The following is a 25,942-nucleotide window of genomic DNA, read 5'->3' on the forward strand; positions in this document are numbered from 1 at the left end:
TCTTTGTTTTTTTGCAAACAGCTGAGTGTCGGCGGCCATCAATCAGGAAGACAATCAGGAGTACAACGACTCTATACCAGCCGTGGTTCATTTGCTAATAAGCAATCAGGGGATAAACGTGATAATTGGATCATCGATGACTATTTCTGTGAGTGGGAAAGAAAAGAGCTTGGATTGGCCAAATAGTGGTGAATTATCATCGTACAATCGAATATTATTTTAATAGCATTTAACAAGCTGGTTTTTCAGTTCTAGATTTACGTGAAGGTACACCAAAGCGTGAACATTTTAGTAGGGAAGAAGAATTTATTAGAAGACAAGGAATTCCGATTTTACTGGCTTTTTCTTGTTTGAAGTAAATAAATTTCCTAATATTGATTCTTGAACTAATAGGGGCTTTAGTCAATAATGATCTTCCACAATCGGTCGCTTTCCTGAAAACAAGAAAGTTCCTTTTAGATTAATTAGAGTTCGAAACTATCACTATTTTTTAGGGTGTTGAATATCCTTGTATGAAAAAATCTTGCATTGAAATAATAAAATTTATCTTTTGTTTATTTTGAATATTCTGTTTTTATTGTTGGTAATCCAGAACAATCTCCTTTATTGCCGTTGGAAGAAACAATTGTCATTGCTGATGAATTAGGTCTAAAACATCCTCCAGACTCTAAAACAAACGAGCCAGTTGTAAAGACAACGATTGTTACTATAACAACGAGTTATTGAAAAGTTTGAGATTGAACGAGTTTATTACGAGCGAAGGCAAATTGATTGGGCATTGCAACTGATTTGGAGATTACTAGTGAAATGGCTCGGAATATTAGCTATATTCATGAAGGTATGATTAGTTTGTAAAATAAGGGGTGGGGAGGTATTTTTGTTCAAACTTTATTTTAAAGCAACATCTTATATTTACTGTAGCAATAAGTAGACAAATCTCAACAAAGGAATCTAAAGGGAAAATAGAATACAAAATCGATTGGCTTGCGACTAGAGATTTAATATATTTAAAGGGAGTTCCTTGTACATAGATTTTAGTAAGTGCTATTTTATATGGTTTAAAGTAAAATAGTAGTAAGGTATTTCACCATCAACTCAACTAATCTGATTAGTTGAGTTTTATGTTTTTATAGAAAAGCTACTAAAATATTGTAAAGAAGATGTGATGATTAATGGGGAAAATTGCTATATTAGCAGAGAAACCATCTCAAGCAAGAGCATATGCAGACGCCTTTAAAGTGAAGCAAAAAGAGAAAACCTTTATTGAACTGGAACCTTGTGCTACTTTTCCTCATGGTGCAGTTATTACCTGGGCAGTTGGTCATCTTGTTGAATTAAAGGAGCCGAAAGAATATCAAAAGGAATGGGAGAAGTGGTCGCTTGCTTCACTACCGATCATTCCGCAAAAATTTGAAGATAAAGTGGTCTCTAAAATGTATCCACAATTCAATGCAGTCAAAAAAATCTTTAGTGATCCCCAAGTAACAATGATTTATAACTGCTGTGATAGTGAACGTGAGGGTTCAAATATCTTCTACTCACTTTTGAAAATGACAAAAGTAAATAAGCCCGTTAAACGATTATGGATCAATTCATTAGAAGTAGAGGAAATCCGAAAAGGTTTTAATCATATGCAAGGTAATGAGCGGGATTTGCTTATGTACCAAGAAGCCAAAACGCGTCAAATTAGCGATTGGTTAGTAGGTATGAACTGTAGTCGCCTCTATACGCTACTGTTGCAGAAAAAGGGCTTCAAGGGCAGTATCTCCATCGGACGAGTACAATCGCCAACCGTCTATTTAATTTATAAAAGACAGCAGGAAATTGAACAGTTCAAGCCTGAAAAATTTTATGAAATCGAAGGGGTTTTTAAAGCTCAACATGGTGTTTATAAAGGGAAGGCGAAGCTAAAGACAAAAGAGCGGGCTGAGGCAGTGCAGTTATTGCAACAGCATGGGATTGAACCGAATGATACAGGTCTCATTACAAGTGTCACGAACAAAACGAAGCGGATGGCACCACCTAAACTACATGCGCTATCAACTTTACAAGCGGCTGCCAATAAACGTTGGAAATACAGTCCATCACATGTGTTGAAACTTACGCAATCACTTTATGAGAAAAAGCTCGTTTCTTACCCACGTACCGATTCACAGCTCATTACGCATAATGAGTTTGCTTATTTAAATGAATCCTTAGGAAACTATCAGCAGCTCGTGGGAAAAGCATTTCAGCCAATCAATAGAGGGAAGAACAAGCGCTATGTCGACAGTGCCAATGTTGGAGAGCACTATGCGATTATTCCAACGAAAAAAATACCGACGGCCAAAGCGTTGCAATCCATGAATGCTGATGAACGAAATATTTATTTTGAAATCCTCAATACGACACTCGCTATGTTTCATCAGGATTATGAATACGATGAAAAAACGATTATCACGAATGTCAAAAATGTAGAGTTTAAAACAGTAGGGAAAACAGAGCTTGTCAAAGGCTGGAAAGAATTATTTTCAAATGAGACAGAGGTGCAGGCGCGTGAGGAGTCTTTACCTGTTGTCTTCCAAGATGAGCTGGTACAAAGTAAGATTGCTATTGTAGAAGGCACGACAACACCTCCGAAGCCCTATACAGAAGGTCAACTCATTACGATGATGAAAACCTGTGGTAAATCGGTTGAGGATGAAGAGGAAATCGAGGTGCTGCAATCGATTGAAGGGATTGGGACGGAAGCAACTCGGAGTGGCATTATTGAGACGATTAAGAAGCATGGATTTATTGAAGTACGAAAAAATATCGTGAGCATTACACCGAAAGGACAGCTTTTATGTCAGGCAATTGAAGGAACATTACTGTCAAGTCCTTCTATGACGGCCAAATGGGAAATTTACTTACATAAAATTGGCCATGGGGAAGGCTCTGCCAAACATTTTATCGAAAGCATAGGCAAGTTTATTCATCAATTAATAGCAGAGGTGCCTAAACAGTTAGAGGCACTGACAATTGAAGCAGAGCAGTTTAAACCAGCCGTGGTAAAAGATATTGCCATGTGTCCAGCATGCAAGGAAGGGAAAATAGGCTTGCGTAAAACCTTTTATGGTTGTTCGAATTATAAAAATGGTTGTAAGCAAACGTTCCCACAAAGGCTATTAGGAAAAAAACTAACGGAAAAAAACATCCATGATTTATGTAAGAGTGGGAAAACTGCTATGATGAAAGGCTTTAAATCAAAGAATGGCAAACAATTTAATGCAGCCCTACGTTTGGTAGAAGGAAAAATTGAATTTGAATTTAAAGAAAAGTAAATGCTGTTAGTTTCAAAGGACTTCCAACATGAAAGTAGGATAGTGTGTTTGTATAGGACATGCTATCCTATTTTTAAGTAAATCAGTCACCTAAAAGGAGCGATGTAATGACGACTATAAAAGAAATTGGCAGCTTATGTCTGACGGATAGTGATGGATACATAATTAATCATGCAGATTGGAATAAAATCAACCCTATTTTTCTTGCTGTCATCAACGATGTGGTTCATACCTATCGCACCCTTCTCCAAGATGACTTACATAGCATTTATATAAGGGGATCGATTCCAAAGGGTATAGGTATTGAAGGAGTAGCTGACTTAGACACAATAGCGGTCACGAAGCAAAATCCTAAAAAACAGCAGGTAAAGCGGATAAAAGATGTAGAGCAAGCGTTAACTCAAAACCATCATTGTGTAGATGGGATTGAGCTAAGTGTATTCGGCAAAGAAGATATTTTAAATACGACATCTTTTTCAATCATTAGTTTCATCCTCCAAACCCATAGTATATGTGTGTTTGGAGAGGATTTAATACCTCGATTACCAAGATATAAAGCGAACGAGGCTTTAGCGAATGACCACCTTATCCAATTGCAGGGGCAAATAAAAAATGCCTGTGATGATCTTCAAGATAATTCGGATAGAGAGGATATTAAAGATTGTTGTAAGTGGATTATGAAAATTATAGTAAGAGCAGGGCTTGCACTTGTCATAACGAAGGAAAACACCTATACAAGGGATTTATACCCCTCCTATAAACGGTTCTCAGAATATTACCCTGACAAGGAAAGCGACATGAGAAGGGCACTTGAATATGCAATAACCCCCATAATCGATACGAACGTTTTGTTATTGTTTTTAAATGAATTTGGAACGTGGATGGTCAGTGAAGCGGAGAAATGGTTACAATTCTATAACCCTACTAGAGAATTAAACATGAAAATCGTATAACTCGAGACAAATAGAGAAAGGTAATCACATATGCGTTGTGATTACCTTTTGTTTTTGTTGTTAATTGAAATTTGGTGTTCTGCTTTATCTTTCAAAAGGGTTGTCAATATAAGGGCCTTTAATGGTAATACGCATTAACTGGGTCGCCATAAATTTGGGGGTATAGGGCATATCATTTTCTAACCACCAGACGATTACTTCAAGAAAGGCGGCTGCATAAAAACGGACGGCCATTTCGCGCGGCACGGTCAGCTTTTGGTCGTCAGGCTCCATCATTTGAATGCCGCTCGAGACAAAATTGATAATAATGTCTTTAAGGCCATCGGAGAAATAAGGGATATTTTTTTCTGTGAGATAGACCTTGTATAGTTTACTATTCAGCGCTATTTGTTCAAATAAATGCATAAATGTCTCATGTGGCTGGTCATAATTTGGTAATAAATCAAAATCCTTCTTCTCTTCGCAGGGTGGGTGAATACTACTTACAAGCTCATGCAAGGCTTCTTCTGAGCTTTGATAGAGAAGGTCTAATTTATCACGGTAATGTAAATAAAAAGTGGCACGGTTTAATGTAGCCCGTTGTGTAATATCTTGTACCGTAATCTTTTCATAGCCTTGTTCATCAATTAATGCCACTAGTGCATCTCTTAATAATTGGCGTGTTCTGATGACGCGAGGGTCCATTTTTTTCGACATTTTGAAGCTCCTTGTATTAAATTTTCTATTTAAACAACAGTCCGATTGCAAGTGTTGTGAAAGCATCATTATGGGCTTTGGTGTTGTTTGCCCTTTTTCAATTGCGCGTTATAATTATATTAACGACACCGTGTCGATAATACAACTAGTTGTTAACGTGTTCACGAATTGTTCATTTATATAGAAGAAAGGGAGATTTATGATGGGTCGTTTAAATGGGAAAGTAGCAATTATTACAGGAGCAGCAATGGGAATGGGCGCTTCTGAGGCAAAACTATTTGCACAAGAAGGCGCAAAGGTTATTGCAACAGATGTACAAATCGAGCCCTTGAATAATTTAGTAAAAGAAATTAAAGAAAATGGTGGGGACATTCTTGGTCTTCAACATAATGTTACTTCTGAGGATGAGTGGAAAGCAGTGATTGCCGAGGCTGTAAAGGCATATGGCAAAGTGGATATCCTCGTCAACAATGCGGGCGTTTCATCACCTAAAACAATTGCCAACATGGAAATGGCTGAATGGAATAAAATTATGGATATTAACCTGAATGGTTGTATCATTGGCATGAAATATGTGATTCCTGAAATGCAAAAAGCTGGCGGTGGTTCAATTATCAATATTTCTTCGATCGGTGGAATCGTGGGAATGGCTGGTACAAGCCCTTATACAGCAGCAAAAGGAGCGCTTCGTGTGCTTTCTAAATCGGCTGCGATTGAATATGGTAAAGATAAAATTCGTGTGAATTCTGTTCATCCAGGCATTATTGTAACACCAATGACAGCGCCTACGATGGAAGAGGGCGGTGCATTGCCATACTATCAAGCTTACACGCAATTACCATACTTCGGTGAACCTGAAGATGTAGCTTATGGCGTAGTGTTCTTAGCATCAGACGAATCCCGCTTTATGACAGGCGCAGAGCTCGTAATCGATGGCGGCTGGACAGCCATTTAATCCAATAGCAAAATCAAAACTAGGCATCACTCGACGTGAGCCTAGTTTTTTTATATGGACGAGGGTGAATACCGGCAAATCGAGTGAAGATAAACGCGGTCATACCTGCGATTAAGCAATAAATCCTCGATAACGAGCGATAAACCAAATAAATAAAAGAGAAATCCCTGCTGAAGGAATCCTTGATACATACAAAAATAGCACAGACATAGTGGATATTTGTGCATATCATAAATGGAGTAAGCGTTTTCTTCATTTATATAGAAGAAAGTCAAAACCGAAAATTTCACGATTATGTGAACGTCACGAAAAAAAATTCACAAAAACCTTAACTATTTCATGTGAAATCCGTATAATAAATCAAACAGTACGAAAATTGTCCATATTTCTCGAAAAATTGCGTGAATTTTTTAAATTGTATTGACGTAGGAAACGATAATTTGTACACTGTGTACAGTCAATTGTTTTGTGGAGGAATACAATTAATTTGAAAAAGTTAGGATTTGATAGATATGATCGTGTGTAAATTTGGTGGAACATCTGTAGCAAGTGCAGAACAAATACAAAAAGTAGCAAACATTGTAAAATCTAATCCGGCGCGTAAGATTGTTGCCGTTTCAGCACCAGGGAAACGTTCTGGTGACGATATAAAAGTAACTGACCTATTAATACAATTAGCAAATGCAGCGTTACTACAAGAGAATACAGAGGAAAAATTGCAAACTGTTGTGGATCGTTTTAGAGCGATTGCTGATGGTTTGGGGCTAGATAATGCCATTTGTGACGTAATCGCAGAAGATTTACGTGAACGTGTACAAGGTGACAAAACCAATGTGGAATTATTCATCGATAGTATTAAAGCAGCAGGTGAAGATAATAACGCCAAGCTTATTGCCGCTTACTTTAATGCCATTGGTATGCCCGCACGCTATGTCAGTCCTAAAGAAGGTTTAGTGGTCAATGATTTACCAGAAAGAACCTTTGCATTACCTGAAGCGTATGCTAATTTAGCCCCTTTAAAAGACACAAAAGAAATTATTGTGTTCCCAGGGTTCTTCGGTTACACTAAAGCGGGCGTATTGCGAACATTTGACCGCGGTGGCTCTGATATTACAGGCTCTATTTTAGCAGCAGCCGTTGAAGCGGAGCTGTATGAAAACTTTACGGATGTGGATTGTGTGTTCTCCGCGAATCCGAAAGTCGTCAACGATCCAGTGGAAATTAAAGAAATTACGTATCGCGAAATGCGCGAATTATCATATGCAGGCTTTTCAGTGTTCCATGATGAAGCGTTAATGCCTGTCTACAAGATTGGGGTGCCCGTTAACATAAAAAATACAAATAATCCATCAGCCCCAGGTACACGTATTGTACCAAGCCGTCCTGCAACAGGTCGTCCAGTTACAGGTATTTCGGCAGACAGTGGCTTTTCAACTTTATATGTCTCTAAATATTTGATGAATCGTGAGGTAGGCTTTGGACGTAAGCTACTCCAAATTTTAGAAGATGAAAATATTTCTTATGAACACACACCATCTGGTTTAGACGATATTTCTGTCATCATGCGTTCGAATCAACTAACACCAGAAAATGAAGCACGCATTCTTAGTCGTGTGAAAGAAGAGCTACATGCAGAGTATGTAGAAATGCGTCACGGTTTTTCCATGATCGTGATTGTGGGCGAAGGGATGCGTCACAACACAGGATTAGCTGCCCGTGCTGCCACAGCGATTTCAAAAACTGGCGCAAATATTGAAATGATCAATCAAGGTTCTTCTGAAGTGAGCCTCGTGTTTGGTGTCCTTCAGGAATATGAAAACCGCATTTTACAAGCGTTATATGAAGAGTTTTTTGCCCATGCAAAAGCATAATGACACAATCGTCACTAATCCAAGTGTTTCTTGCTTGGATTAGTGTTTTCTTTTTGCTGAGAATACGGTAAAATCGATGGCGTACATAGTTGGGAGGGTTATTCGTGAAGAATTTAACAATTGGTATGCTTTTTTCGGTCATTGGAATACTTTTTGTCTGTTTAACGATTATGGATATTTTACCGTCATCGACAAAAACAATGAAAATTGTCTACATAGGCATTGGATGGGTCTTTATTATCATCGGCTCTGTCATCCGCTTTAAGAATCTCAAACAAAAGCAGCAATAACACTTTGAAAATGGAATTGTGACAATCGCCAAAGTTATGATACAATTTCAAAGAAAATAAATAATTTGAGTATTATGAAGTTGTTATTCTGTACAAATGTTCAGAAGGTTCAAATTTTAATAAAGAATCGACCGTACAAATTCTTCTTTGTAAGAATTTGTTTTTTTATGTTCCGTCATAACTTTATCGCGAGGAGGCGATTGATTGCCTATACTTACTAAGGATTGCATTCATATTTTTGACGATTATGTTGCCCTTCAAACAGCTTCAGCCATGAAGGTTGTATCCTCAGCCATGCATAACCCAGGCTTTGGTCATTATACGCATCTGATGAATCGAACGGTGCCTATTACCTATGATGAGCGACAGCCACATCAGGAACTGCTGCAGTTTTTGCAGGCACAGCATTTCCCGCATGACAATACAGTGGCTATGATGACGGCTGTCCAAGCCAAGTTTGCGACTATTCGTGACTTTACATATGAGGGAATCCACCTTGTCATTATGATTACCGCAGGACTTGGCAATGCGGTAGATATTACCCGTGCTTTTTATCGAGAGGAGCAGTATCATCCAGGCACTATCAATACTTGGGTGCTGATCAATGGCAAGCTGTCTGATGAGGCACTTTTTCAGGCAATGATTTCAACTACGGAAGCCAAGGTCAAGGCTTTAGTAGATGAGGGTGTTACAGATCCTACGACAGGCACGCTAGCTACAGGTACATCTACTGATAGCTTGCTTATTGCCTCGACAGAAGAAGGGGACTTCCATCAATATGCAGGTCCCATCACTATGCTTGGTAAGGTCATTGGCTATGGTGTTTATGAAACGATGTGTGAGGCGGTTAGGAAATACAAAAAAGATAAAGAGGAGAGGTCTAAATGATTGCTATTGTGATTGCCTGCATCATAGGGCTTATTTTTGATTTAGTAGTAGGGGACCCTCCGAAGCTTCCTCATCCTGTACGCTGGATTGGACACTTGATTCAATCGCAAACAGCTTTATGGAATAAGGGCAAATGGCGCAAGCTACGTGGGACAGTGATGGCACTTGCTGTTGTTGGCACGACCATGTTTGTGGTGACGCTAATTCTATTACTAAGCTATCAGGTGAGTATCATTTTTGGCATCCTTGTAGAGGGTCTGCTGATTGGTATCGGACTGGCACAGCGTAGCTTGAAGGAAGCGGCGATGGCTGTCTATGTGCCGCTTGTCAAAGGGGATTTTGCCGAAGCACGTGTTAAGCTGTCTTGGATTGTCGGACGTGATACCGATAAGCTAGGTGAGGATGAAATTGTGCGTGGTGTGGTAGAAACGGTTTCTGAGAATACAAGTGATGGTGTGACAGCTCCACTCTTTTATGCCTTTTTATTTGGGGCAATTGGTTTATGGGGCTATAAGGCTGTCAATACCTTGGATTCGATGGTGGGCTATAAAAATGAAAAATATAAAGACTTTGGTATGTTTTCAGCCAAGCTTGATGATGTCCTGAATTTTATTCCAAGTCGCATTACAGGCTTACTGATCGTGCTTGGTACGAAAAATGAAACAGATCGTTCGCTTGGCAAGCGCTTAAAGCGTTGGGTACAGGACGCTAAGAAGCATCCTAGTCCAAATAGTGGCTATTTAGAGGCAGCGACTGCAGTGCAGCTTGGTGTACAGCTAGGGGGAAAAAATACGTATCAGGGCGTTGTCTCTCATCGAGCAATTATGGGAGAAAAAATAGTGCCATTAACGAAAGAGCATATTGCAACGTCCATTATTCATATGCGTATTGCCACAGTACTGTTTGCGCTTGTTATGTTAGCAGTGGAGGTGTTAATTTATGCGGTTACCTAATCACGGAGCAAATCCGCAAAATGTTTATCAGCAATTAGGCTTAACGATGCCTGAGGTGGTATATGATTTCAGCGAAAATGTCAATGCGGCAGGACCACCAGCCTTTGTGGAGGCACGTTGGCGTACTTTTTATCCACTAATTCAACGCTATCCAGATCCAGATGGGGAGCCTTTTTTAACGAAGGTCGCAGCTTTTCATCAGGTAGAAAAGAATACGATTTTACTAGGCAATGGGGCTTCAGAGCTTTTTAGTGTACTAGCAAGACGCTATGCCAATAAGCGTGTCATCATTGTGCATCCAACTTTTTCAGAATATGAGCGAACATTGCGTGCTGCAGGTGCTACGATTGTTCCTATTGTCGTGACGGATTTTATTAATTACACATTGCCATTAGAGCAGCTACAGCAGGAAATGATGACGGCAGATGCTGTTTATCTTTGCACGCCTAATAATCCGACTGGCGTACTGCCAAATAAGGAAAATTTACTCGCCTTAATCGCACACGGAGCAATCGTTAACTGTGAGCTTGTTATCGATGAGGCATTTATGGATTGGGTAGATGAGGCGCATTCGCTGATTCAGTTTAGTGCCCAAAACCCACATGTAATTGTCGTTCGTTCGATGACTAAAATGTATGCGATCCCAGGTTTACGACTTGGGTATTTGGTTGCGCATGCTACAATTGTGGGCGCCTTAAAAGAAATGCTACCGCATTGGAATTTAAATGCCTTTGCGCTTGTAATTGGGGCAAGCTGTTTAGACGAGCAGCACTATTGTCAGCAGGCAATTACCTATGCCGCTGCGCAAAGGGAATGGCTGCATCGTTACTTACAGGACAATGGCTGCCAAGTAACGAATAGTGTGACGAATTATGTATGCTTCTCCTTACCGAAAACACAGCAAGCGGACGCCTTTTTCAGCTATTGTCTTGCACAGGGTGTTGTGCTGCGTCACACAAAAAACTTTCAAGGTATGCAGGGTGAGTGGTTCCGTATTGGCATAAAAGACATTGCAGCCATGACATCTTTACATAATTGTCTACAAACGTGGTTTAACCTAAATAAGGGGAGAGAAAAGTGACAACTTTTTATCTAGTAAGACATGGGGAAACACAATGGAATCAGGAGCATCGACTACAGGGGTGGCTGGATTCTCCATTAACGGAAAACGGTAGAGCAGCGGCTGAAAAACTTCACAAGCAACTGCAACAGATTCCTTTTACCGCTGCTTATTGTAGTTCAAGTGGTCGTGCAAGAGAGACGATGGCTATTTTGATGGCCAATCGCAAGCTGCCTATTGCCTATGAAGATGATTTACGGGAGATCTATTTAGGGAAATGGCAGGGGCAGACAATCGACGATATACTGGCGACACATAAGCTTGATTATGAGCTATATACGAACTACCCTGCGCAGTTTGTGGCGAGTCATACAGAAAGCTTTGGAGCTGTAACAGAAAGAGCGATGTTTACATTAAAAAAAATAGCAGCCCAACATCACAATGAAACGATCCTCATTGTCTCCCACGCTGTAACGATTAAATGCATTATCAATGCTATTTTACAGCGCAGCATTAGTGAGCTGTGGGCAGCCCCATACATTCATGGGACAAGTGTGACAGTGATTGAACGGCAAGGTCAACAATGGCTTGTGAAGGATATTGGTAATCTACATCATTTACAATAGGAGGTGTCCTACATGGCGCTTATTTTTATTACAGGTGGTGTACGTAGTGGTAAATCCCATTTTGCCGAGCAAGCAGCGCTTCAGCATTATGAGGCACAGACATGTACAGCGAAACGCTTGCTCTATTTGGCCTCGGGTATTGCCTTAGATCATGAAATGGAAAAAAGAATCTTACGGCATCAGGCAGATCGCCAGGCACAGCCTATTCAATGGCTGACGGTGGAGGCTCCCTATGCAATTTCTGAAGTATTTGAGACACTTCAGGATGGAGATGTGGTGCTGTGGGATTGCGTGACAACTTGGCTGACCAATGCTTTTTACGAAGGGTATGACAAGGGGACACCCTGTTTACAACAGCCTGGTTGTTTAGCTAAGAAGCTACAGGCCGTCAAGCAGGCGATCCAATCACTACTGAAGAAGGATTTGACTTTTTTTGTGGTATCCAATGAACTGTTTGATGAACCTCCTTATGCTAGTGAGGAAGTAGAATTATACCGACGAACGCTCGGACAGTTCCATCAATGGTTGGTTTCTATGGCACAGGAGGCCTATGAAATGAACTATGGCATTGTAAAGAGATGGAAATAATCAAGAAGGAAGGCAAGAGGATGAAAAATTTTTGGCATAGCCTCCTACTGGCATTTCAATTTTTTACGGTATTGCCAGTATATAAAGAGCTTCCGCTAACAAGGTCCACCATCACAGGCATGTTTGCTTGCTTACCGTGGATAGGTGCTTTAATGGGAACAACGGTGGCAGCTGTGCTTTATAATCTTATGCAGTGGACAGCCAGCAGTGAAGTGATGCTAGCTTTCACTGTGATAGGGCTATTTGCTTTATGGACAGGTGGTTTGCACTTAGACGGCTTTATTGATATGGGCGATGCCTATTTTTCCTATCGAGATCGAGAAAAACGATTGGAGATTTTAGATGACCCCCGTGTGGGAGCGTTCGGAGTATTGGCTGTGGTGTTTTTATTAATGGGGAAATTTGTTATTCTACATGAGCTTTTAGTGCAGCAGAAATTCGACTTGTGGATGGTACTATTCGTTCCATTTCTAACAAGGGTGGGCATGAGCTTTTATTTTATGTCACTCCATTGCTCAAAGGAAAAAGGTCTTGCTTATTTTTTTAAGTCTCATATGAATGCTAATCGATTAAAAGTGTTCATGCTGTTATCGCTCGTATTGGCGATGACGGTTGTTTTTATCAGCACGCAGTTCTTACTTCTTCCTGTTGTCCTAGTCGTCGTTTTAGCCATTGCACTTTTTATTTTTCGACAATTTACGTTGCGTAATTTTGGTGGAGTATCTGGCGATTTACTGGGTGCCTCCATTGAAGGGATGGAGGTTGTGCTATGGGTGACATTGTTACTGTGTGCTTAATACGGCATGCGCCTACTAAAGAGAATCTTGAAAAGCGTTACCTTGGGTGGACGGACGTACCATTAGCAGATACAGCCAAGCTTGCTGTTGTGGATGCATTGGTTAAAAAGGTATATGGCAGTGATCTACAGCGCTGTCGACAAACGGCTGCTCATTATTTTCCCAATGCTAGCTATCAGGCAGAGGCATCCCTTCGAGAGACGAACTTTGGTGCATTCGAAGGGAAAACCTATGAGGAGCTAAAAATGGATGCTCACTATCGGGCATGGATAGATGATCCAATCCGTACACCCCCTCCACAAGGTGAGGCATTCGATGATTTTATGAAACGTGTTGTAGATGGATTTCATTATTTACCGAAAAATGAGGATAGCTATTATTTAGTGGTTCATGGTGGGGTTATTCGTGCCTTACTTGTTGCCTTTGCGCCAACAGAACAGCCCTTTTGGTCCTATCAAGTGCCACATGATAAACAATTTGTTTTAACATTTACAAGAAAGGCTTGGGAGGAGGGAGCACGATGCATGTCTTTATCGGAGGTGCCTATAACGGCAAAACCGACTATGTGAGGCGCTTGTATGAACCGCAACAGATGGTGATGATTGCTGGTGAACTACCTGAGGTAGCGCCCGCCTGTGATGTCCTTGTCCTAAAGAACTTAGAAAAATGGCTTGTGACACAAAACTTGGAGGAAGATGAACAAATCGTACAAAAGGTGCTAGCCACATTACAAGAGCTTGAACAGCATTGTACACTCGCACTTATTGTGACGGATATGGGGCGTGGGGTTGTGCCAATGGAAAAACAAGCCCGACAGCTACGTGATACCTGTGGTCGTCTATATCAAGCTTTGTTCAAGGAAGCGGAGCAAGTTGTACGGATTTGGTATGGAATAGCTGAGCCATTGAAGTAAAGTAGACATTCAACAGAAAAGAGGGAATGAAATGGAACGACAAAAATTAAGAAAATTGATTTTGACGGCGATGGTAGCGGCCATCTGTGCAGTAGGAGCAATGATTAAGGTACCAGCGTTTATTTCAACGGCTGCACTGGATTCGGCTCCTGCCTTTTTAGGTGTTGTCTTTCTATCCCCCATCTTAGCAGGGGTTGCTGGATTAATCGGCCATTTTATTACAGCATTAACATCTGGATTCCCCCTAGGACCTTTACATATTATTATTGCGGTAGAAATGTTGATTGTCGTATGGGTCTTCGGGGTGATGCATAAAAAAGGCATGCACTTTTGGAAATGGCCAGTTGCCTTAGTATTAAATGGTATTGTTGCGCCACTACCATTTTATTTTATTATTAGTCCAGCATTTTTCTGGGGTGCTTTAGGTAGTATTCTAATGGCAACGGTGATCAATTTAATCATTGTTGCGGTAGTAATGCCCGTCCTATCAAAGGTTTTTGTGCGTAAGGAAGGTCGAGCACAGTGAGAAATGCGATGAAAGTAGGGGCATTCATTGCGACCATGGATAATGCCGCAGCCATTGGACAAAAACCGCAAGATGTTGTGTCGGCATCAGACCAATTGACAGCCTATATGACAGCCCGTGTAACGTTTTTAGAACAGCTTGCTGCACAGGCACTACCTATTCAAGTTCTACTTGCGAATTTTTCTGGAGACGCTGCATGGTCTCGCTATGAAAAAGGTATACAGCAAGTGTTTGCAGAGGCAGGTCTTACATGCCCAGCCATTACGGGGAGTACGGAATCCAATATGCCCACATTGCAGTCAGGCTTAGCTGTTACAATGCTTGGAGAAATTCAGCAGCAGCGTCGAGCATTTGACCACGATCAGCTTAGCTGGTACACCTATGGCCTGCCGCTTGTGGGTGAAGAGGTGTTGGCACAGCCTGAAGATGTGGCGCAGTTGCTGCCTGTTTTCAAGGCATGGCAGTCAGAAATTGTTCAGCAAGTATGGCCAGTCGGATCAAGGGGGCTGCAAGGAGAATTTGCCCGTCTGTTTGGGGAGCGACATGTGGAATGCGCCCTTGATGGTGCAAAATCAGCAGGCCCCTGTACGGTCATTTTGCTAGGCATTGCTCCAGACAATGAATCACAGGCACAAAAAATTTTCCTGCGAAATTTTGAGAAACTACGCATTTCTGAAAAGTGATGGGGCTTGTTTTGGGCAAATGATCGTTTCTTGGGACAGGGCCAGATAATCCAGAGCGAGTGTTATTTTACTTCTGTAGTATCCTTGCTCTGGGTAGTTCCTTACATATTAACAGGATGACGCTGAATCTAAAGTAGCTGGCTGTTGCTTGTAAAGGAAAAGGCCTGCTCTGAAAGGGGAGGAAGTCGCTCTTAAGGAGAGCAAAGAGGCCGCTCCAAAGAAGGATAACCCCGCTCCAAAGTAGAACTTCGCTCTAAAAAGTCACCACCCTCCAAAATCTGCTTAGAAATTAGATTTTTTCTCCTTATGAAGACACTACACCACAATCAAACCACTCCAATAATATTACGAGACCCGAAAAATTATTTATCAAATGGGAATGATTTTCAGTTATAATAAGGAACGAATGGGATTTAAATAGAACGGAGACGAATGTATGCAGGCAGTTAAACAATTAGGGCAGTATTTGGGGCCTTATAAATTTTTCACGCTGATTGCACCGTTATTGATGGTGCTAGAGGTGACGATGGATTTAATTCAGCCGACCATCATGCAACATATGATCGATACGGGGATTGCCAATGGGGATAATCGTTACGTATTGAATATGTTTGTGTGGATGCTTGGCAGTGCAGTGCTCGGACTTATTGGTGGGGTTGGTTGCTCGTATTATAGCTCGAAGGCGGCGATTCATTTTGCCTCGGATATTCGACAGGCTCTTTATGAGAAGATGATGACTTACTCAGCCAAGGAGCGAGATGCTTTTACAACGGGGAAGCTGATTACGATTTTAACGAGTGATGTGGAAAGTATTCAGCGTGCCTTTATGATGACGCTGCGTATTTTTGTGCGTGGGCCCTTGCTCTTTATCGGCGCAGTGATTATTGTGTTTGTCACAGCACGTGAGCTTTTTTCCATATTGCTCATTATCGTACCATTGTTGGTTATAGCGATGTATTTTTTTACGAAGTATTCGGGTGTATTGTATCGTCGTGTTCAGGAGGCCATTGATGCCGTCAATACGAAGCTACAGGAAAATTTGGCGGGTATTCGTGTAGTTAAAGCCTTTCGCCGTGAAACACAGCAGGTAGCACAGTTTGGAGAATTAAATGAGGCGTTGACGAAACGTTTTATTACAGCTGAGCAAATTGTCGGCGTGCTTGTACCCTTTACGATGTTTGTTGTCAATCTAGGGATTGTAGCCGCGCTTTGGCTTGGAGCCATTAAGGTAGACGCGGGTACGCTGCAAGTGGGCGTTATTCTTGCGTTCATCAATTATTTAACGATTATTTTAAATGGACTGATGTCCTCTAGTATGGTGCTGATGCAGATAGCGCGAGCCTTGCCTTCAGGAGAACGCATTGTGGACGTGTTAAACAAAGAGATTGCTGTTAAGGAAGCGGAACATGCGCTGACCGATCCAATAAAAGGGGCCATTGACTTTGATCAGGTGAGCTATCGTTACTATGAAACAGCTGAGGATGTCCTCAAAAAGATTTCATTTTCGGTGAAACCAGGGCAAACGGTCGGTATTATTGGGAAAACAGGTAGTGGTAAATCGACGCTGGTGAAGCTATTACCTCGCTTATTTGATCCCTCTGGTGGCGCAATCCGCATAGACGGAAAACCGCTAAAATCCTACTCACTCGCAACCCTACGTGAGCATATCGGATTTACCTCACAGAAAGCATTATTGTTCTCAGGACCGATTGAAAGAAATATTCGTCTCGGTAAGGATGATGCTACAGCTGAGGACATACAGCAGGCATTAGAGGCTGCCTGCGCCAGTGAATTTGTAGAGCGACTTGATAAGGGCTTAGCACATGAATTATCACAGGGTGCTACGAATCTTTCGGGTGGGCAGAAGCAGCGCCTTGCATTAAGTCGTGCGTTTATTCGAAAGCCTGCTATTTTGGTGTTGGATGATACAACGTCAGCGCTCGATAGTGCATCAGAACAACAAGTGCAGCGAGCTATTGCCACCTATTATCAAGACACAACGACCTTCATCGTAGCGTCGAAAATTGCCTCCATTCAGCAGGCAGATGTTATTTTGGTACTAGAGGATGGCGACATTGTTGGGCAAGGAACCCATCAGCAGCTTCTACAATCAAATGCGCATTATCAAGCAATTTATGCGTCACAGCAAAAGGCTGGTGAACAAGGATGAGTCAAGGTCAACCAAAGCAAATGAATTTTGGACGTGGACCGCGTATGGGAGGACCAGCTGAGAAGGCGAAAAATCAAAGGGAGACATTGTCACGTGTGTGGCATTATGTCAAGCAACAAAAAATAGGGTTGTTTTTCTCTATCTTTTTTGTCATTGCCTCGACCTTTTTAAGCCTTGCGGGGCCCTATATGATTGGGCATATTATTGATGATTATATTATGAAAAAGGATATCGACGGAACGATTCGTTTAGGCATCCTATTGGCCGTTATTTTTTCAGTAGCCTCTATTCTGACATGGCTGCAAACCTATGTCATGATTCATGTGGCGATGAAAACCATTCGGACATTGCGTCTCGAATTATTTCAAAAGCTTCAAACACTGACATTACGCTTCTTTGATCGGCGTGCACTTGGGGATTTAATGAGCCGTGTGACCAACGATATTGATAATTTAAATACAGCACTTGCGCAAAGTGTTACGCAAATCGTGTCGTCCATTTTAACTGTAATCGGTGTCAGTATCGCCATGTTTACATTAAGCTGGCAATTAGCAATCGTGACATTGATTATTATTCCGCTGATCGTTTTCACAACCAAGCAAATCATTAAACGCAGCAGTAAAAATTATGCAGCACGACAACGGGATCTTGGGAAGCTCAACGGCTATATTGAGGAAATGATTACAGGTTCGGAGGTACTTACGCTTTTTGGCAAGGAGCAGCAAACGATTGATACGTTCCATCAGCAAAACGAAAATCTACGAAACTCTGCCCAACGAGCAGAAATTACCTCTGGCTTACTAGGTCCGATTAATAACTTTATGAATAATTTAGGCCTTGCTGTCGTCATCGGAACAGGTGCCTTTTTAGCAGTAAAGAGTATTATTACAGTGGGGATTATTGCCGCCTTTGTGACCTATACACGGCAATTTTTCCGTCCGCTTAATCAGCTATCTAATCTATTAAACACCTTCCAGTCTGCTATTGCTGGGGCAGAGCGTGTTTTTGAGATACTAGATGAACCCTCAGAGGTAGCCGACAAGCCTAATGCGATCAAGACGGCATCGCTCAAGGGGGATGTTGTTTTCAAGCAAGTATCATTTAGCTATGGGCCAAATAAGCCTGTGTTAAAAAACATTGACTTCCATGCCAAGGCAGGAGAGACTTTTGCTCTTGTTGGCCCAACAGGCTCAGGCAAAACAACGATTATCAATTTATTAACACGTTTTTATGACGTCGATCAAGGTGAGATTTTAATTGATGGGCATAATATTGAACACTATCAGATGGCGACGATTCGCCAAAGAGTTGGTGTGGTTTTACAGGACACCTATTTGTTCTCGGGAACGATTCGTGAAAATATTCGCTTTGGTAAGCTAGATGCGACAGATGAAGAGGTTGTGGAAGCGGCAAAAATTGCGAATGCCCATCATTTTATAAAATATTTACCTGCCCAATACGAAACACCCGTGCAGGCAGGAGGAGCCAATTTAAGTCAGGGGCAGCGTCAGCTTATTGCGATCGCCCGTGCGATATTAGAGAATGCAGATATTTTAATTTTGGATGAAGCGACATCTAGCGTGGATACCCAAACAGAGGTCGATATTCAAAAAGGCTTACAGCATTTAATGCAGGGACGCACAAGCTTTGTCATTGCCCATCGTCTGAAAACAATCGAAAATGCCGATCAAATCCTCGTGATTCAGCAGGGAGAAATTGTCGAGCAGGGCAATCACCAAGAGCTGATGCAGCAGCAGGGGATCTATCGTCATCTTCAACAAAAACTATTGTTAGAGCAGGTAGAATAGGGAATAATAAAGGTACATCTTCCAGAGGGCGAGGGATTGACATGTATGAATTAAAGACCAAAGAAACCGATGTAAGTGTCATTGAATTTATTGAAAGTGTAGACCATCCAAAAAAGCGAGAAGACGCCTATCGATTATTGGACATTTTTACAGAGGTCACAGGCTATGAAGCCAAAATGTGGGGACCGAGTATTATAGGCTTTGGTAAATATCATTACAAATATCAAACAGGCCATGAAGGGGATGCCCCACTAGCTGCTTATTCCCCTCGCAAAGCGAAAATTAGCTTATATTTTGCTCCAGGGGATGAACGAGAGCAACTATTACAACAATTTGGTAAACACACAACAGGAAAAGCCTGCGTTTATATTAATAAGCTAGCGGATGTGAATGAAGACATCTTAAAAGCCCTTATACAACAAACGATCGATTTTTTACGAAAAACCTATCCAGATGCTTAATCAAGAGAGCTGCCTATTAGTTAGGTAGCTTTTTTGTATGAAATTTATCTATTTTCTCCAAAAGTTTAGTAGAAATTTATTTTTACCGTGTATCCTTGCAAGTATCAACGAAAAGAGGAGATACGTATGAAAAAGAAAGCAAAGAAAATGATTGTCTATATGGGGGCATTGATTGTGCTTGGAATGGTGATAATTTGTATTTATCACTATAGCTTAATACAGAAGGAGTCAGCTATTTTACAACCTAACGGCACATTAAACAATGTAGATGGTCAAAATTTCCATGTTTATCAGGAGGGGGCTGGCGAGGATACATATATTTTTATGGCTGGCTCAGGTATCGCAGCACCCGTATATGAGCTAAAAGGGCTGTATCGTAAGTTTTCACAGCATCATCAAATTGCAGTAGTGGATCGAGCTGGCTATGGCTATAGCGACGTAGCCCATGATGATAGAGGAATCGATACGATTTTAGCGCAAACACGACAGGCACTTCTGCAAAGTGGGCTTAAACCGCCATATGTCCTTGTGCCACATTCCATTTCAGGGCTAGAGGCCATTTACTGGGCTCAAAAATACCCAGAGGAAGTAAAGGGCATCATCGCGCTAGACATTGGCCTACCTAGTCAATATGTAAAGCATAAAATGGGGACGGTCGATCGTTGGATGGTGAGAGGCATGCACCTCGCTACTAAACTCGGCTTACATCGACTTTTGCCAACACAGGTCTATAATCCGCAAGTACTTCAACTGTCGTTTTTAACAGCACAGGAAAAGGAAATCTATCAGGCGTTGTCCTTTAAACAATTTTTTAATGAAGATATGCAAAATGAGCTGTTGCAGGTCTACGAAAATAGTTTACAATCAGAACAGCTCAAAAAGCCGCAAGACACGCCTATCTTACTGATTGATGCGATTGCGGAAGAAAATAAACATTCGAAATATACGAAGCAAAATCGGCAGGATTATGCTGACTTTGCAAAGCAATTCACTTATGCACAGGTGAAAGAGGTCAGTGGGACACATAGTATTTATCTCTATCAGCCAGATGAAATCTATCAACTGGCAATGGAATTTATGAAAACAACGGGTGATGAGAAAGGTCGATAAGTATGAAAGGTTTTAGAATCTTAATTATAGAAGACGATCACATGATTGGTGATCTACTGCAAAAAATAGTGCAGCGTGAGGGCTATGAGGCAATCTGGAAAACAGATGGCAAGGATATGATGGCGCTGATTCAGCAGGTGGATTTAGTCATAATGGATATTATGCTGCCAGGAGAGGATGGCTATCAATTGAGCAAAAATATTAAACGATTAGGCTTAAATATTCCAATCATTTTTCTATCGGCACGTAATGATATTGAAAGTAAGCTAGAGGGGTTGATGGTCGGCGAGGATTACCTGACAAAGCCATTTGATCCGCGAGAGCTGTTGCTAAGAATGCAAAAAATGCTAGCACAACAGTATGGTACACTTACGCAAATTCAGCATTTATTGATCGATGGGGAGCGCCGTCAAGTATTTCATCATAGTATTCATGATGAAATCGCCCTAACAGCGATTGAGCGAAAAATTTTCTTTTATTTATTTGACAATCGTGACCGAGTATTAACAAAGGAACATTTTTTTGATTATCTTTGGCCGCTCGATGAACGCAATCATAATATTTTGAATGTCCATATTAAAAAAATTCGAACAAAGCTACAAGACCCAGCAGGTACTATTGTGCAAAATATTTATGGAGAAGGGTATCGTTTAAATACCTATAATAAAAAATGACCTTAAAAACAAAATACCGTACTTTGTTATTTGTAGCCATTGGGAGTGTGCCGGTTGTACTATTAGGCATTAGTGTGGCCATGTCAATTTTGTATGACAAGGCCTTTAAAATGAAAAATGACGGCATTCCGTTTCATGAGTCCTATGCCTATCCTGTGATGCTGATTACGTTTGTGCTAGCGTTAGGAATGCTCGCATGGCTATTTTCCACATCGATCCATTCGTTACTATCCAAAATTACACTACTTAATAAAACGATACGAGAACTAGCAAGTAATGAGCGAATACCTGACACGTTAACGATAAAAAGTGAGGATGAAATTGGACAGCTTAGCCAATCTGTCAATCTTTTAATTGAGCGTACAACTTACCGAGAATTAGAGCTTGCCCAGCAGCAGGAGCTTCAAAAAGAGCTGCTACAAAAGTTGCGACATGACATTCATACGCCGTTAACGGCTATCCGTTTGCAGCTGTTTTATCTAGAGGATCAGCTACAGGGGCAGCCCAAATTGGTGGAATCCTTACATGCACAAATTCACTATATCACGAATTTAACGAATGCATTTCAGTTACAGTCCTTTGATACGAGTGAACAGTCCTATGTCATGCAGGAGGAGGTTCAACTTGTCCCATTGTTACAAATGATGATAAAGAAGTGGCAGTATCTATATCGCATGCAGAATATTACGCTGCATTTTCAGCACGATGATTTACAAGCAACTTGGCTTAGCAATGAATTGTGGCTACAGCGTTTATTCGATAATGTCTTTCAAAATACATTAAAGCATGCCCAAGCATCCAAGCTAGAGGTGACGATTAAGGACGGGCAAGTTGTCATGTGTGATGATGGTATTGGCTTTACGACCGAAGATGAGCATGGCGGACTTGGGCTTAAAATCATTCAGGATATTGCTAAAACATTGAATATCGAAGCTTCCTTACAATCAAACAAAAATGGCACGACCTTCTACTTTACACACGAATAAAAAACAACGGCAGCCTTTGCCGTTGTTTTTTCTTTTACACTGATTTTCGTTGCTGTAGTAAGAACAGGGCAAGTCCTAGTAAAATGACCACAATACCGATCCCCTGTTGAACGGAAATCATCTCATCTAAAATAAAATAAGCTAATATACATGTGCCGATTGTTTCGCCTAAAATACTCATGGAAATCACCGTTGTACTTAACCATTTCAATAGCCAATTAAAAATGGTTTGCCCGAAAATCGTTGCAATGACAGCCAGCCCTACAAGGGACCACCAGGTGGAGGCTGAATAATCAAAAAACGATTCTTTCATAAAGAGGGCATAAACGGCTAAAAAGATCGAGCTACTGCCATAGCCGATAATAGAATAGGGAATGAGCGATAAATCCTTGCGCACTGATTGCCCAATAAAAAAGTAGGCTGTAATAATACCTGCCGCAATAAAGGCAAGAATATCGCCATAAAGGGCTTGTCCACTAATCTGGAAATCTTGCCAGCCAATAATGAAGCAGCCGATGATCGCTACGAAGCAGCCAACAATCGCTCCTTTTGAAAATCGCTCTTTAAATAAAAAATAGCTGCCTACTAAAGAGAATAGTGGCTGAAGTGTCACAATGACGGTTGAACTAGCCACAGATGTGTAGTTTAATGATTCAAACCATAACACATAATGACAGGACAAAAATAAGCCTGATAAAATGCCGAGTCCCCATTGTTTTTTCGAGAGACTTGTAAGCTCCTGCCGCAAGCTCTTCTGTGCCAATAAAAATGGAAGAAGTACTAGCATCGCAAAAAATAGTCGATAAAAGGCTGTAATCGCTGGTGGTGCATCAGCTAGCTTAACAAAGATTGCTGAGGTAGATAATGCAAATACTGCAAAAAATAACGAGATGTAATAAAACATGATGTACTCCTAAGCATTTACAAGATTAATAATGACAAACCTATTATAGTGTAGTCCGCATGAATAATATAGGGTTTTTAGAATATTAGCACAAAATAGGTTTATGGAGCTAATTCTGCTCAAGCAAGGATTCAATGACCTGTTTTAATTGCAGAATGAAGGGCTGCTTACTGTCATCTTTTTTATAGATATAAACTGTTTCGATCGCACTGTGAAGCCCATCTAAATCATAAAAATACAGGTCGGGACAAGGATAAAGTGCTAGTAATTTGGTATTTAATACAGCCAATGTATGCTCGATTTCAAGAAAATCTAAAATACTACTAACTGATTTAATTTCCTTCATCGTAAAAGGTACCTGCTTGTCAGTGAGCCATTGTGCTAATGCATGGGTATACATGCAGCCCTTACTTAACACAAGCAATGTGACAGGTGTTCGTTGATCAAAGTCGATGATATGAGCGGAGCTTGAGATAACTTCAAACGTCTCTGTGGCTAGTACATCATAGTGTAGATCGCTATAATGCTTGATTGGATTACTTGTCAATGCACAATCTATTTCCGCCAGATGGACTTTGTGATTTAAGGCTGTACTTGATTCCACAGTGAAATCAACATCTATCGGACTTCGACTAGTTTGCAGTGCGTTCATGATGGATGGTCCATATATTTTTATGGTTGTATGAGATGTACCAACCAAAATGCTCGTTTGTGTAGGGCCGATGGTATGTAAAAAGTCTTCATACTGCTCGGCAACTTTCTTTAAAAACTGTAAATAATGTTGACCTACCTCTGTCAGCTTTAAGCCTTGGGGTGTTCGTTTAAAGACGTCCTGCCCAATTTCACGCTCCATTTTTTTCACCTTTGCTGTTAAGGCAGATTGTGTATAATTGGTGATTTCAGCCGATTTACTCAAGTTTTGCCTCTCTAAAAGCTCCATTTTTAAGGCAATTTCTTCAATGTTCATGTTGTTCCTCACATACCTATAGATTTTTTTAATAGCCGCTATCATTTTCCTCCATTTTACGTACGCTAGCTGTCCACGTACACTCTAGATAATGAAAAGGTAGACTGCAAAAGCAGTAACCTGATGGAGGGTTTTTATGCATACATATTATCGATGGGTCATCTTGCTTGTGGCTACGTTTTCGCAAACAGCCGCAACCTTTGTGACCTACGGAATGGGGCCAGTTGCCTCTTTTTATCAAATGGAATGGCACTTAACGTCCTTCCAGACAGGGCTAATTGTTTCAGCCGTCAATATAGGGCCAATTTTCTCCATGCTGCTATTTGGTTATCTCATGGATAAAAAGGGAGAAAAGCAGATTATTGGATGGGGCTCGATACTACTAGGCATGTCAGCCTTATTGCTAATACCCGTGAATCATTATACGACATTGCTTCTCGTATTAATAGTTGTGGGGATATGGTATGGCAGTGCGCAAACAGGTGGCAGTACTGCTATTGTGAAATGGTTTCCTAACAAGCATCGAGGACTGGCTATTGGGATACGCCAAACAGGTATTCCGATTGGTGGTGCATTGGCTTCCACTTTGCTGACCTATTTGTATCAACATCATCATCTATCCTCTGTCCATTTAGCACAGGGCTTGATGGCGATTGGTGGGGGACTATTATTTTTATTGCTGTACAAAGAACCAAAACAGCATGACTCCGCTACGGCACCTCTCATTCCTTTTAAAGAGAAGATGCGTGCTATTCGGCACAATCGAGCGCTCTATCCTTTATTTTTTGTGGGCATGGTCATGATGTCCCTCCAAATGATTATCATTGCTCACTTTATGAGCTATTTACATCATGAAGGTGGGTATACATTAACCGAGGCGGGGCGCTATTTAAGTCTGATTTTATTTGGTGGGATGTTTGGGAGAATTGTACTTGCTTGGATGAGTGATCATTATTTCGCTCTAAAACGAGAGCCATTATTAGTGCTCGTCATGCTCGCTACATTCCTGATGGTTGGCTTTTTGCCCTTTGTCATACATAGCAAGGGCCTCATGATTTTATTTTGCAGTCTATTTGGGTTTTTAGCGCTTGGCTGGTATTCCATATATATCACTTGTGTCACGGAGCAATCCGATTCGCAAGCAGTAGGACTAACTGTTAGTGCAGCGTTAACGATTAATCAGTTCTTTATTGTCTTGGCACCAACGGTTTATGGTTTATTAGTTACTGTTTTTTCCAGCTATCAGCTCGCTTTGGATGTTATCGCTGTGATGGTTATACTGGGGGCATTTCACTTATACAGAACATCCCAAGGTAGTCTAACTTCTGAAAGTTCGGTAAAATAATGGAAAAGAGGAAATGGAGGTTGCGACGAATGACCAGTTCGATTTGGATTGAGGCAAAGATAGATAAAGTATGGCAGGCGATTACAGAGGAGCAATCCCTCTCCCGATGTTACGCACCAGGCTCCATATGGGACATCCCTATACTAACAGCTGGAGAAAAGATGACATTTACCTTAATGCCAAATGCGCATAACCAGCTTTCTGAAAAACTGCCGATGGAGCTAACGATTCAGCAAGTGAAGAAAAATGAGGAATTTTCCTTCTATCTAGAAGTTCCTGAAACATTGATTGCTATTACGCTAGCCCAACAGGGTAATGGCACTACGGTGAGCTTTAATTCGTCAGGCTATGATGCCTCTCTTGCGAATTTAAAGGCATTGCTGGAGGGGCATGACATTCCTTATCAGTAAGCCTCT

At 41.0% G+C, this 25,942-nt stretch carries 26 protein-coding genes; 23 read left to right on the top strand and 3 right to left on the bottom strand.

The window, feature by feature from the left end; all coding sequences use genetic code 11:
- Window positions 1-1,172: 1,172 nt before the first annotated feature.
- Together topB and L6W14_RS09070 are read left to right on the top strand one after the other, a co-directional pair.
- On the top strand, window positions 1,173-3,302 hold the full coding sequence (gene topB / locus L6W14_RS09065) for a type IA DNA topoisomerase (RefSeq protein WP_237900496.1): 2,130 nt from the start codon (window positions 1,173-1,175) through the stop codon (window positions 3,300-3,302).
- A gap of 107 nt (window positions 3,303-3,409) precedes the next feature.
- Complete coding sequence (locus L6W14_RS09070; RefSeq protein ID WP_237900498.1) at window positions 3,410-4,255, top strand: nucleotidyltransferase; 846 nt, start codon at window positions 3,410-3,412, stop codon at window positions 4,253-4,255.
- Between the two features lie 84 nt (window positions 4,256-4,339).
- Here L6W14_RS09070 and L6W14_RS09075 read toward each other — a convergent pair whose 3' ends face one another.
- On the bottom strand, window positions 4,340-4,951 hold the full coding sequence (locus L6W14_RS09075) for a TetR/AcrR family transcriptional regulator (protein ID WP_237900500.1): 612 nt from the start codon (window positions 4,949-4,951) through the stop codon (window positions 4,340-4,342).
- A 202-nt stretch (window positions 4,952-5,153) separates the two neighbouring features.
- Between L6W14_RS09075 and L6W14_RS09080 the strand changes: the two genes are divergently transcribed.
- The 19 genes from L6W14_RS09080 (at window position 5,154) to L6W14_RS09170 (ending at window position 22,310) form a co-directional block, all read left to right on the top strand.
- Window positions 5,154-5,906, top strand: coding sequence for a glucose 1-dehydrogenase (locus L6W14_RS09080; protein WP_237900502.1), 753 nt, complete (start codon window positions 5,154-5,156; stop codon window positions 5,904-5,906).
- Between the two features lie 512 nt (window positions 5,907-6,418).
- On the top strand, window positions 6,419-7,777 hold the full coding sequence (locus L6W14_RS09085) for an aspartate kinase (protein ID WP_048390622.1): 1,359 nt from the start codon (window positions 6,419-6,421) through the stop codon (window positions 7,775-7,777).
- A gap of 104 nt (window positions 7,778-7,881) precedes the next feature.
- A complete protein-coding gene (locus L6W14_RS09090) occupies window positions 7,882-8,067 on the top strand; it encodes a hypothetical protein (RefSeq protein WP_131519919.1) in 186 nt (61 codons plus the stop codon).
- Between the two features lie 204 nt (window positions 8,068-8,271).
- Window positions 8,272-8,955: an adenosylcobinamide amidohydrolase gene (locus L6W14_RS09095; RefSeq protein ID WP_237900504.1), complete on the top strand. Its 684-nt coding sequence runs from the start codon at window positions 8,272-8,274 to the stop codon at window positions 8,953-8,955.
- Entirely contained in the window at window positions 8,952-9,908 is a 957-nt protein-coding gene (gene cbiB, locus L6W14_RS09100) for an adenosylcobinamide-phosphate synthase CbiB (RefSeq protein WP_237900506.1), read from the top strand. Before L6W14_RS09095 ends, cbiB begins: the two co-directional genes overlap by 4 nt.
- Window positions 9,895-10,989, top strand: coding sequence for a pyridoxal phosphate-dependent aminotransferase (locus L6W14_RS09105; protein WP_237900508.1), 1,095 nt, complete (start codon window positions 9,895-9,897; stop codon window positions 10,987-10,989). Before cbiB ends, L6W14_RS09105 begins: the two co-directional genes overlap by 14 nt.
- The gene (locus L6W14_RS09110) at window positions 10,986-11,594 is read left to right on the top strand and encodes a histidine phosphatase family protein (RefSeq protein WP_048390631.1); all 609 of its coding nucleotides are present in this window, start codon (window positions 10,986-10,988) and stop codon (window positions 11,592-11,594) included. The genes L6W14_RS09105 and L6W14_RS09110 overlap by 4 nt, the downstream gene beginning before the upstream one ends.
- 12 nt (window positions 11,595-11,606) lie before the next feature.
- Window positions 11,607-12,182, top strand: coding sequence for a bifunctional adenosylcobinamide kinase/adenosylcobinamide-phosphate guanylyltransferase (locus L6W14_RS09115; protein ID WP_131519924.1), 576 nt, complete (start codon window positions 11,607-11,609; stop codon window positions 12,180-12,182).
- Between the two features lie 20 nt (window positions 12,183-12,202).
- A complete protein-coding gene (gene cobS, locus L6W14_RS09120) occupies window positions 12,203-12,979 on the top strand; it encodes an adenosylcobinamide-GDP ribazoletransferase (RefSeq protein ID WP_237900510.1) in 777 nt (258 codons plus the stop codon).
- Window positions 12,952-13,548, top strand: coding sequence for a histidine phosphatase family protein (locus L6W14_RS09125; protein WP_237900513.1), 597 nt, complete (start codon window positions 12,952-12,954; stop codon window positions 13,546-13,548). Before cobS ends, L6W14_RS09125 begins: the two co-directional genes overlap by 28 nt.
- Complete coding sequence (locus tag L6W14_RS09130; protein ID WP_131519927.1) at window positions 13,500-13,892, top strand: bifunctional adenosylcobinamide kinase/adenosylcobinamide-phosphate guanylyltransferase; 393 nt, start codon at window positions 13,500-13,502, stop codon at window positions 13,890-13,892. The genes L6W14_RS09125 and L6W14_RS09130 overlap by 49 nt, the downstream gene beginning before the upstream one ends.
- A 31-nt stretch (window positions 13,893-13,923) precedes the next feature.
- The gene (locus tag L6W14_RS09135) at window positions 13,924-14,418 is read left to right on the top strand and encodes an ECF transporter S component (RefSeq protein ID WP_048390640.1); all 495 of its coding nucleotides are present in this window, start codon (window positions 13,924-13,926) and stop codon (window positions 14,416-14,418) included.
- A complete protein-coding gene (locus L6W14_RS09140; RefSeq protein WP_237900515.1) occupies window positions 14,415-15,101 on the top strand; it encodes a hypothetical protein in 687 nt (228 codons plus the stop codon). Before L6W14_RS09135 ends, L6W14_RS09140 begins: the two co-directional genes overlap by 4 nt.
- 436 nt (window positions 15,102-15,537) lie before the next feature.
- A complete protein-coding gene (locus L6W14_RS09145; RefSeq protein ID WP_237900517.1) occupies window positions 15,538-17,271 on the top strand; it encodes an ABC transporter ATP-binding protein in 1,734 nt (577 codons plus the stop codon).
- On the top strand, window positions 17,268-19,079 hold the full coding sequence (locus L6W14_RS09150; protein WP_237900519.1) for an ABC transporter ATP-binding protein: 1,812 nt from the start codon (window positions 17,268-17,270) through the stop codon (window positions 19,077-19,079). The genes L6W14_RS09145 and L6W14_RS09150 overlap by 4 nt, the downstream gene beginning before the upstream one ends.
- 41 nt (window positions 19,080-19,120) lie before the next feature.
- Window positions 19,121-19,540, top strand: coding sequence for a DUF1801 domain-containing protein (locus L6W14_RS09155; RefSeq protein WP_004228761.1), 420 nt, complete (start codon window positions 19,121-19,123; stop codon window positions 19,538-19,540).
- 126 nt (window positions 19,541-19,666) lie between these two features.
- The gene (locus L6W14_RS09160) at window positions 19,667-20,650 is read left to right on the top strand and encodes an alpha/beta hydrolase (protein ID WP_131519931.1); all 984 of its coding nucleotides are present in this window, start codon (window positions 19,667-19,669) and stop codon (window positions 20,648-20,650) included.
- A gap of 2 nt (window positions 20,651-20,652) precedes the next feature.
- Window positions 20,653-21,324 carry a response regulator transcription factor gene (locus L6W14_RS09165; RefSeq protein ID WP_066038510.1) on the top strand — a complete coding sequence of 224 codons (672 nt, stop codon included), beginning with the start codon at window positions 20,653-20,655 and terminating at the stop codon, window positions 21,322-21,324.
- Entirely contained in the window at window positions 21,321-22,310 is a 990-nt protein-coding gene (locus L6W14_RS09170) for a sensor histidine kinase (protein ID WP_131519933.1), read from the top strand. Before L6W14_RS09165 ends, L6W14_RS09170 begins: the two co-directional genes overlap by 4 nt.
- A gap of 34 nt (window positions 22,311-22,344) precedes the next feature.
- Here the strand turns inward: L6W14_RS09170 and L6W14_RS09175 are convergent, their stop codons facing one another.
- Both L6W14_RS09175 and L6W14_RS09180 read right to left on the bottom strand, forming a co-directional pair.
- Window positions 22,345-23,214 (bottom strand): DMT family transporter, encoded by an 870-nt coding sequence (locus tag L6W14_RS09175; RefSeq protein ID WP_131519934.1) that lies wholly within the window; start codon window positions 23,212-23,214, stop codon window positions 22,345-22,347.
- A gap of 109 nt (window positions 23,215-23,323) precedes the next feature.
- Window positions 23,324-24,181 carry a LysR family transcriptional regulator gene (locus L6W14_RS09180; protein WP_237900521.1) on the bottom strand — a complete coding sequence of 286 codons (858 nt, stop codon included), beginning with the start codon at window positions 24,179-24,181 and terminating at the stop codon, window positions 23,324-23,326.
- 136 nt (window positions 24,182-24,317) lie between these two features.
- Here L6W14_RS09180 and L6W14_RS09185 point away from each other — a divergent pair, with 136 nt between their 5' ends.
- A complete protein-coding gene (locus L6W14_RS09185; RefSeq protein ID WP_237900523.1) occupies window positions 24,318-25,526 on the top strand; it encodes an MFS transporter in 1,209 nt (402 codons plus the stop codon).
- Window positions 25,527-25,555: 29 nt separating this feature from the next.
- Window positions 25,556-25,936 carry an SRPBCC domain-containing protein gene (locus tag L6W14_RS09190; protein ID WP_237900525.1) on the top strand — a complete coding sequence of 127 codons (381 nt, stop codon included), beginning with the start codon at window positions 25,556-25,558 and terminating at the stop codon, window positions 25,934-25,936.
- Window positions 25,937-25,942: the final 6 nt, after the last annotated feature.

The organism is Lysinibacillus sp. ACHW1.5 (assembly GCF_022014815.1).
Lineage (GTDB): Bacteria > Bacillota > Bacilli > Bacillales_A > Planococcaceae > Lysinibacillus > Lysinibacillus capsici.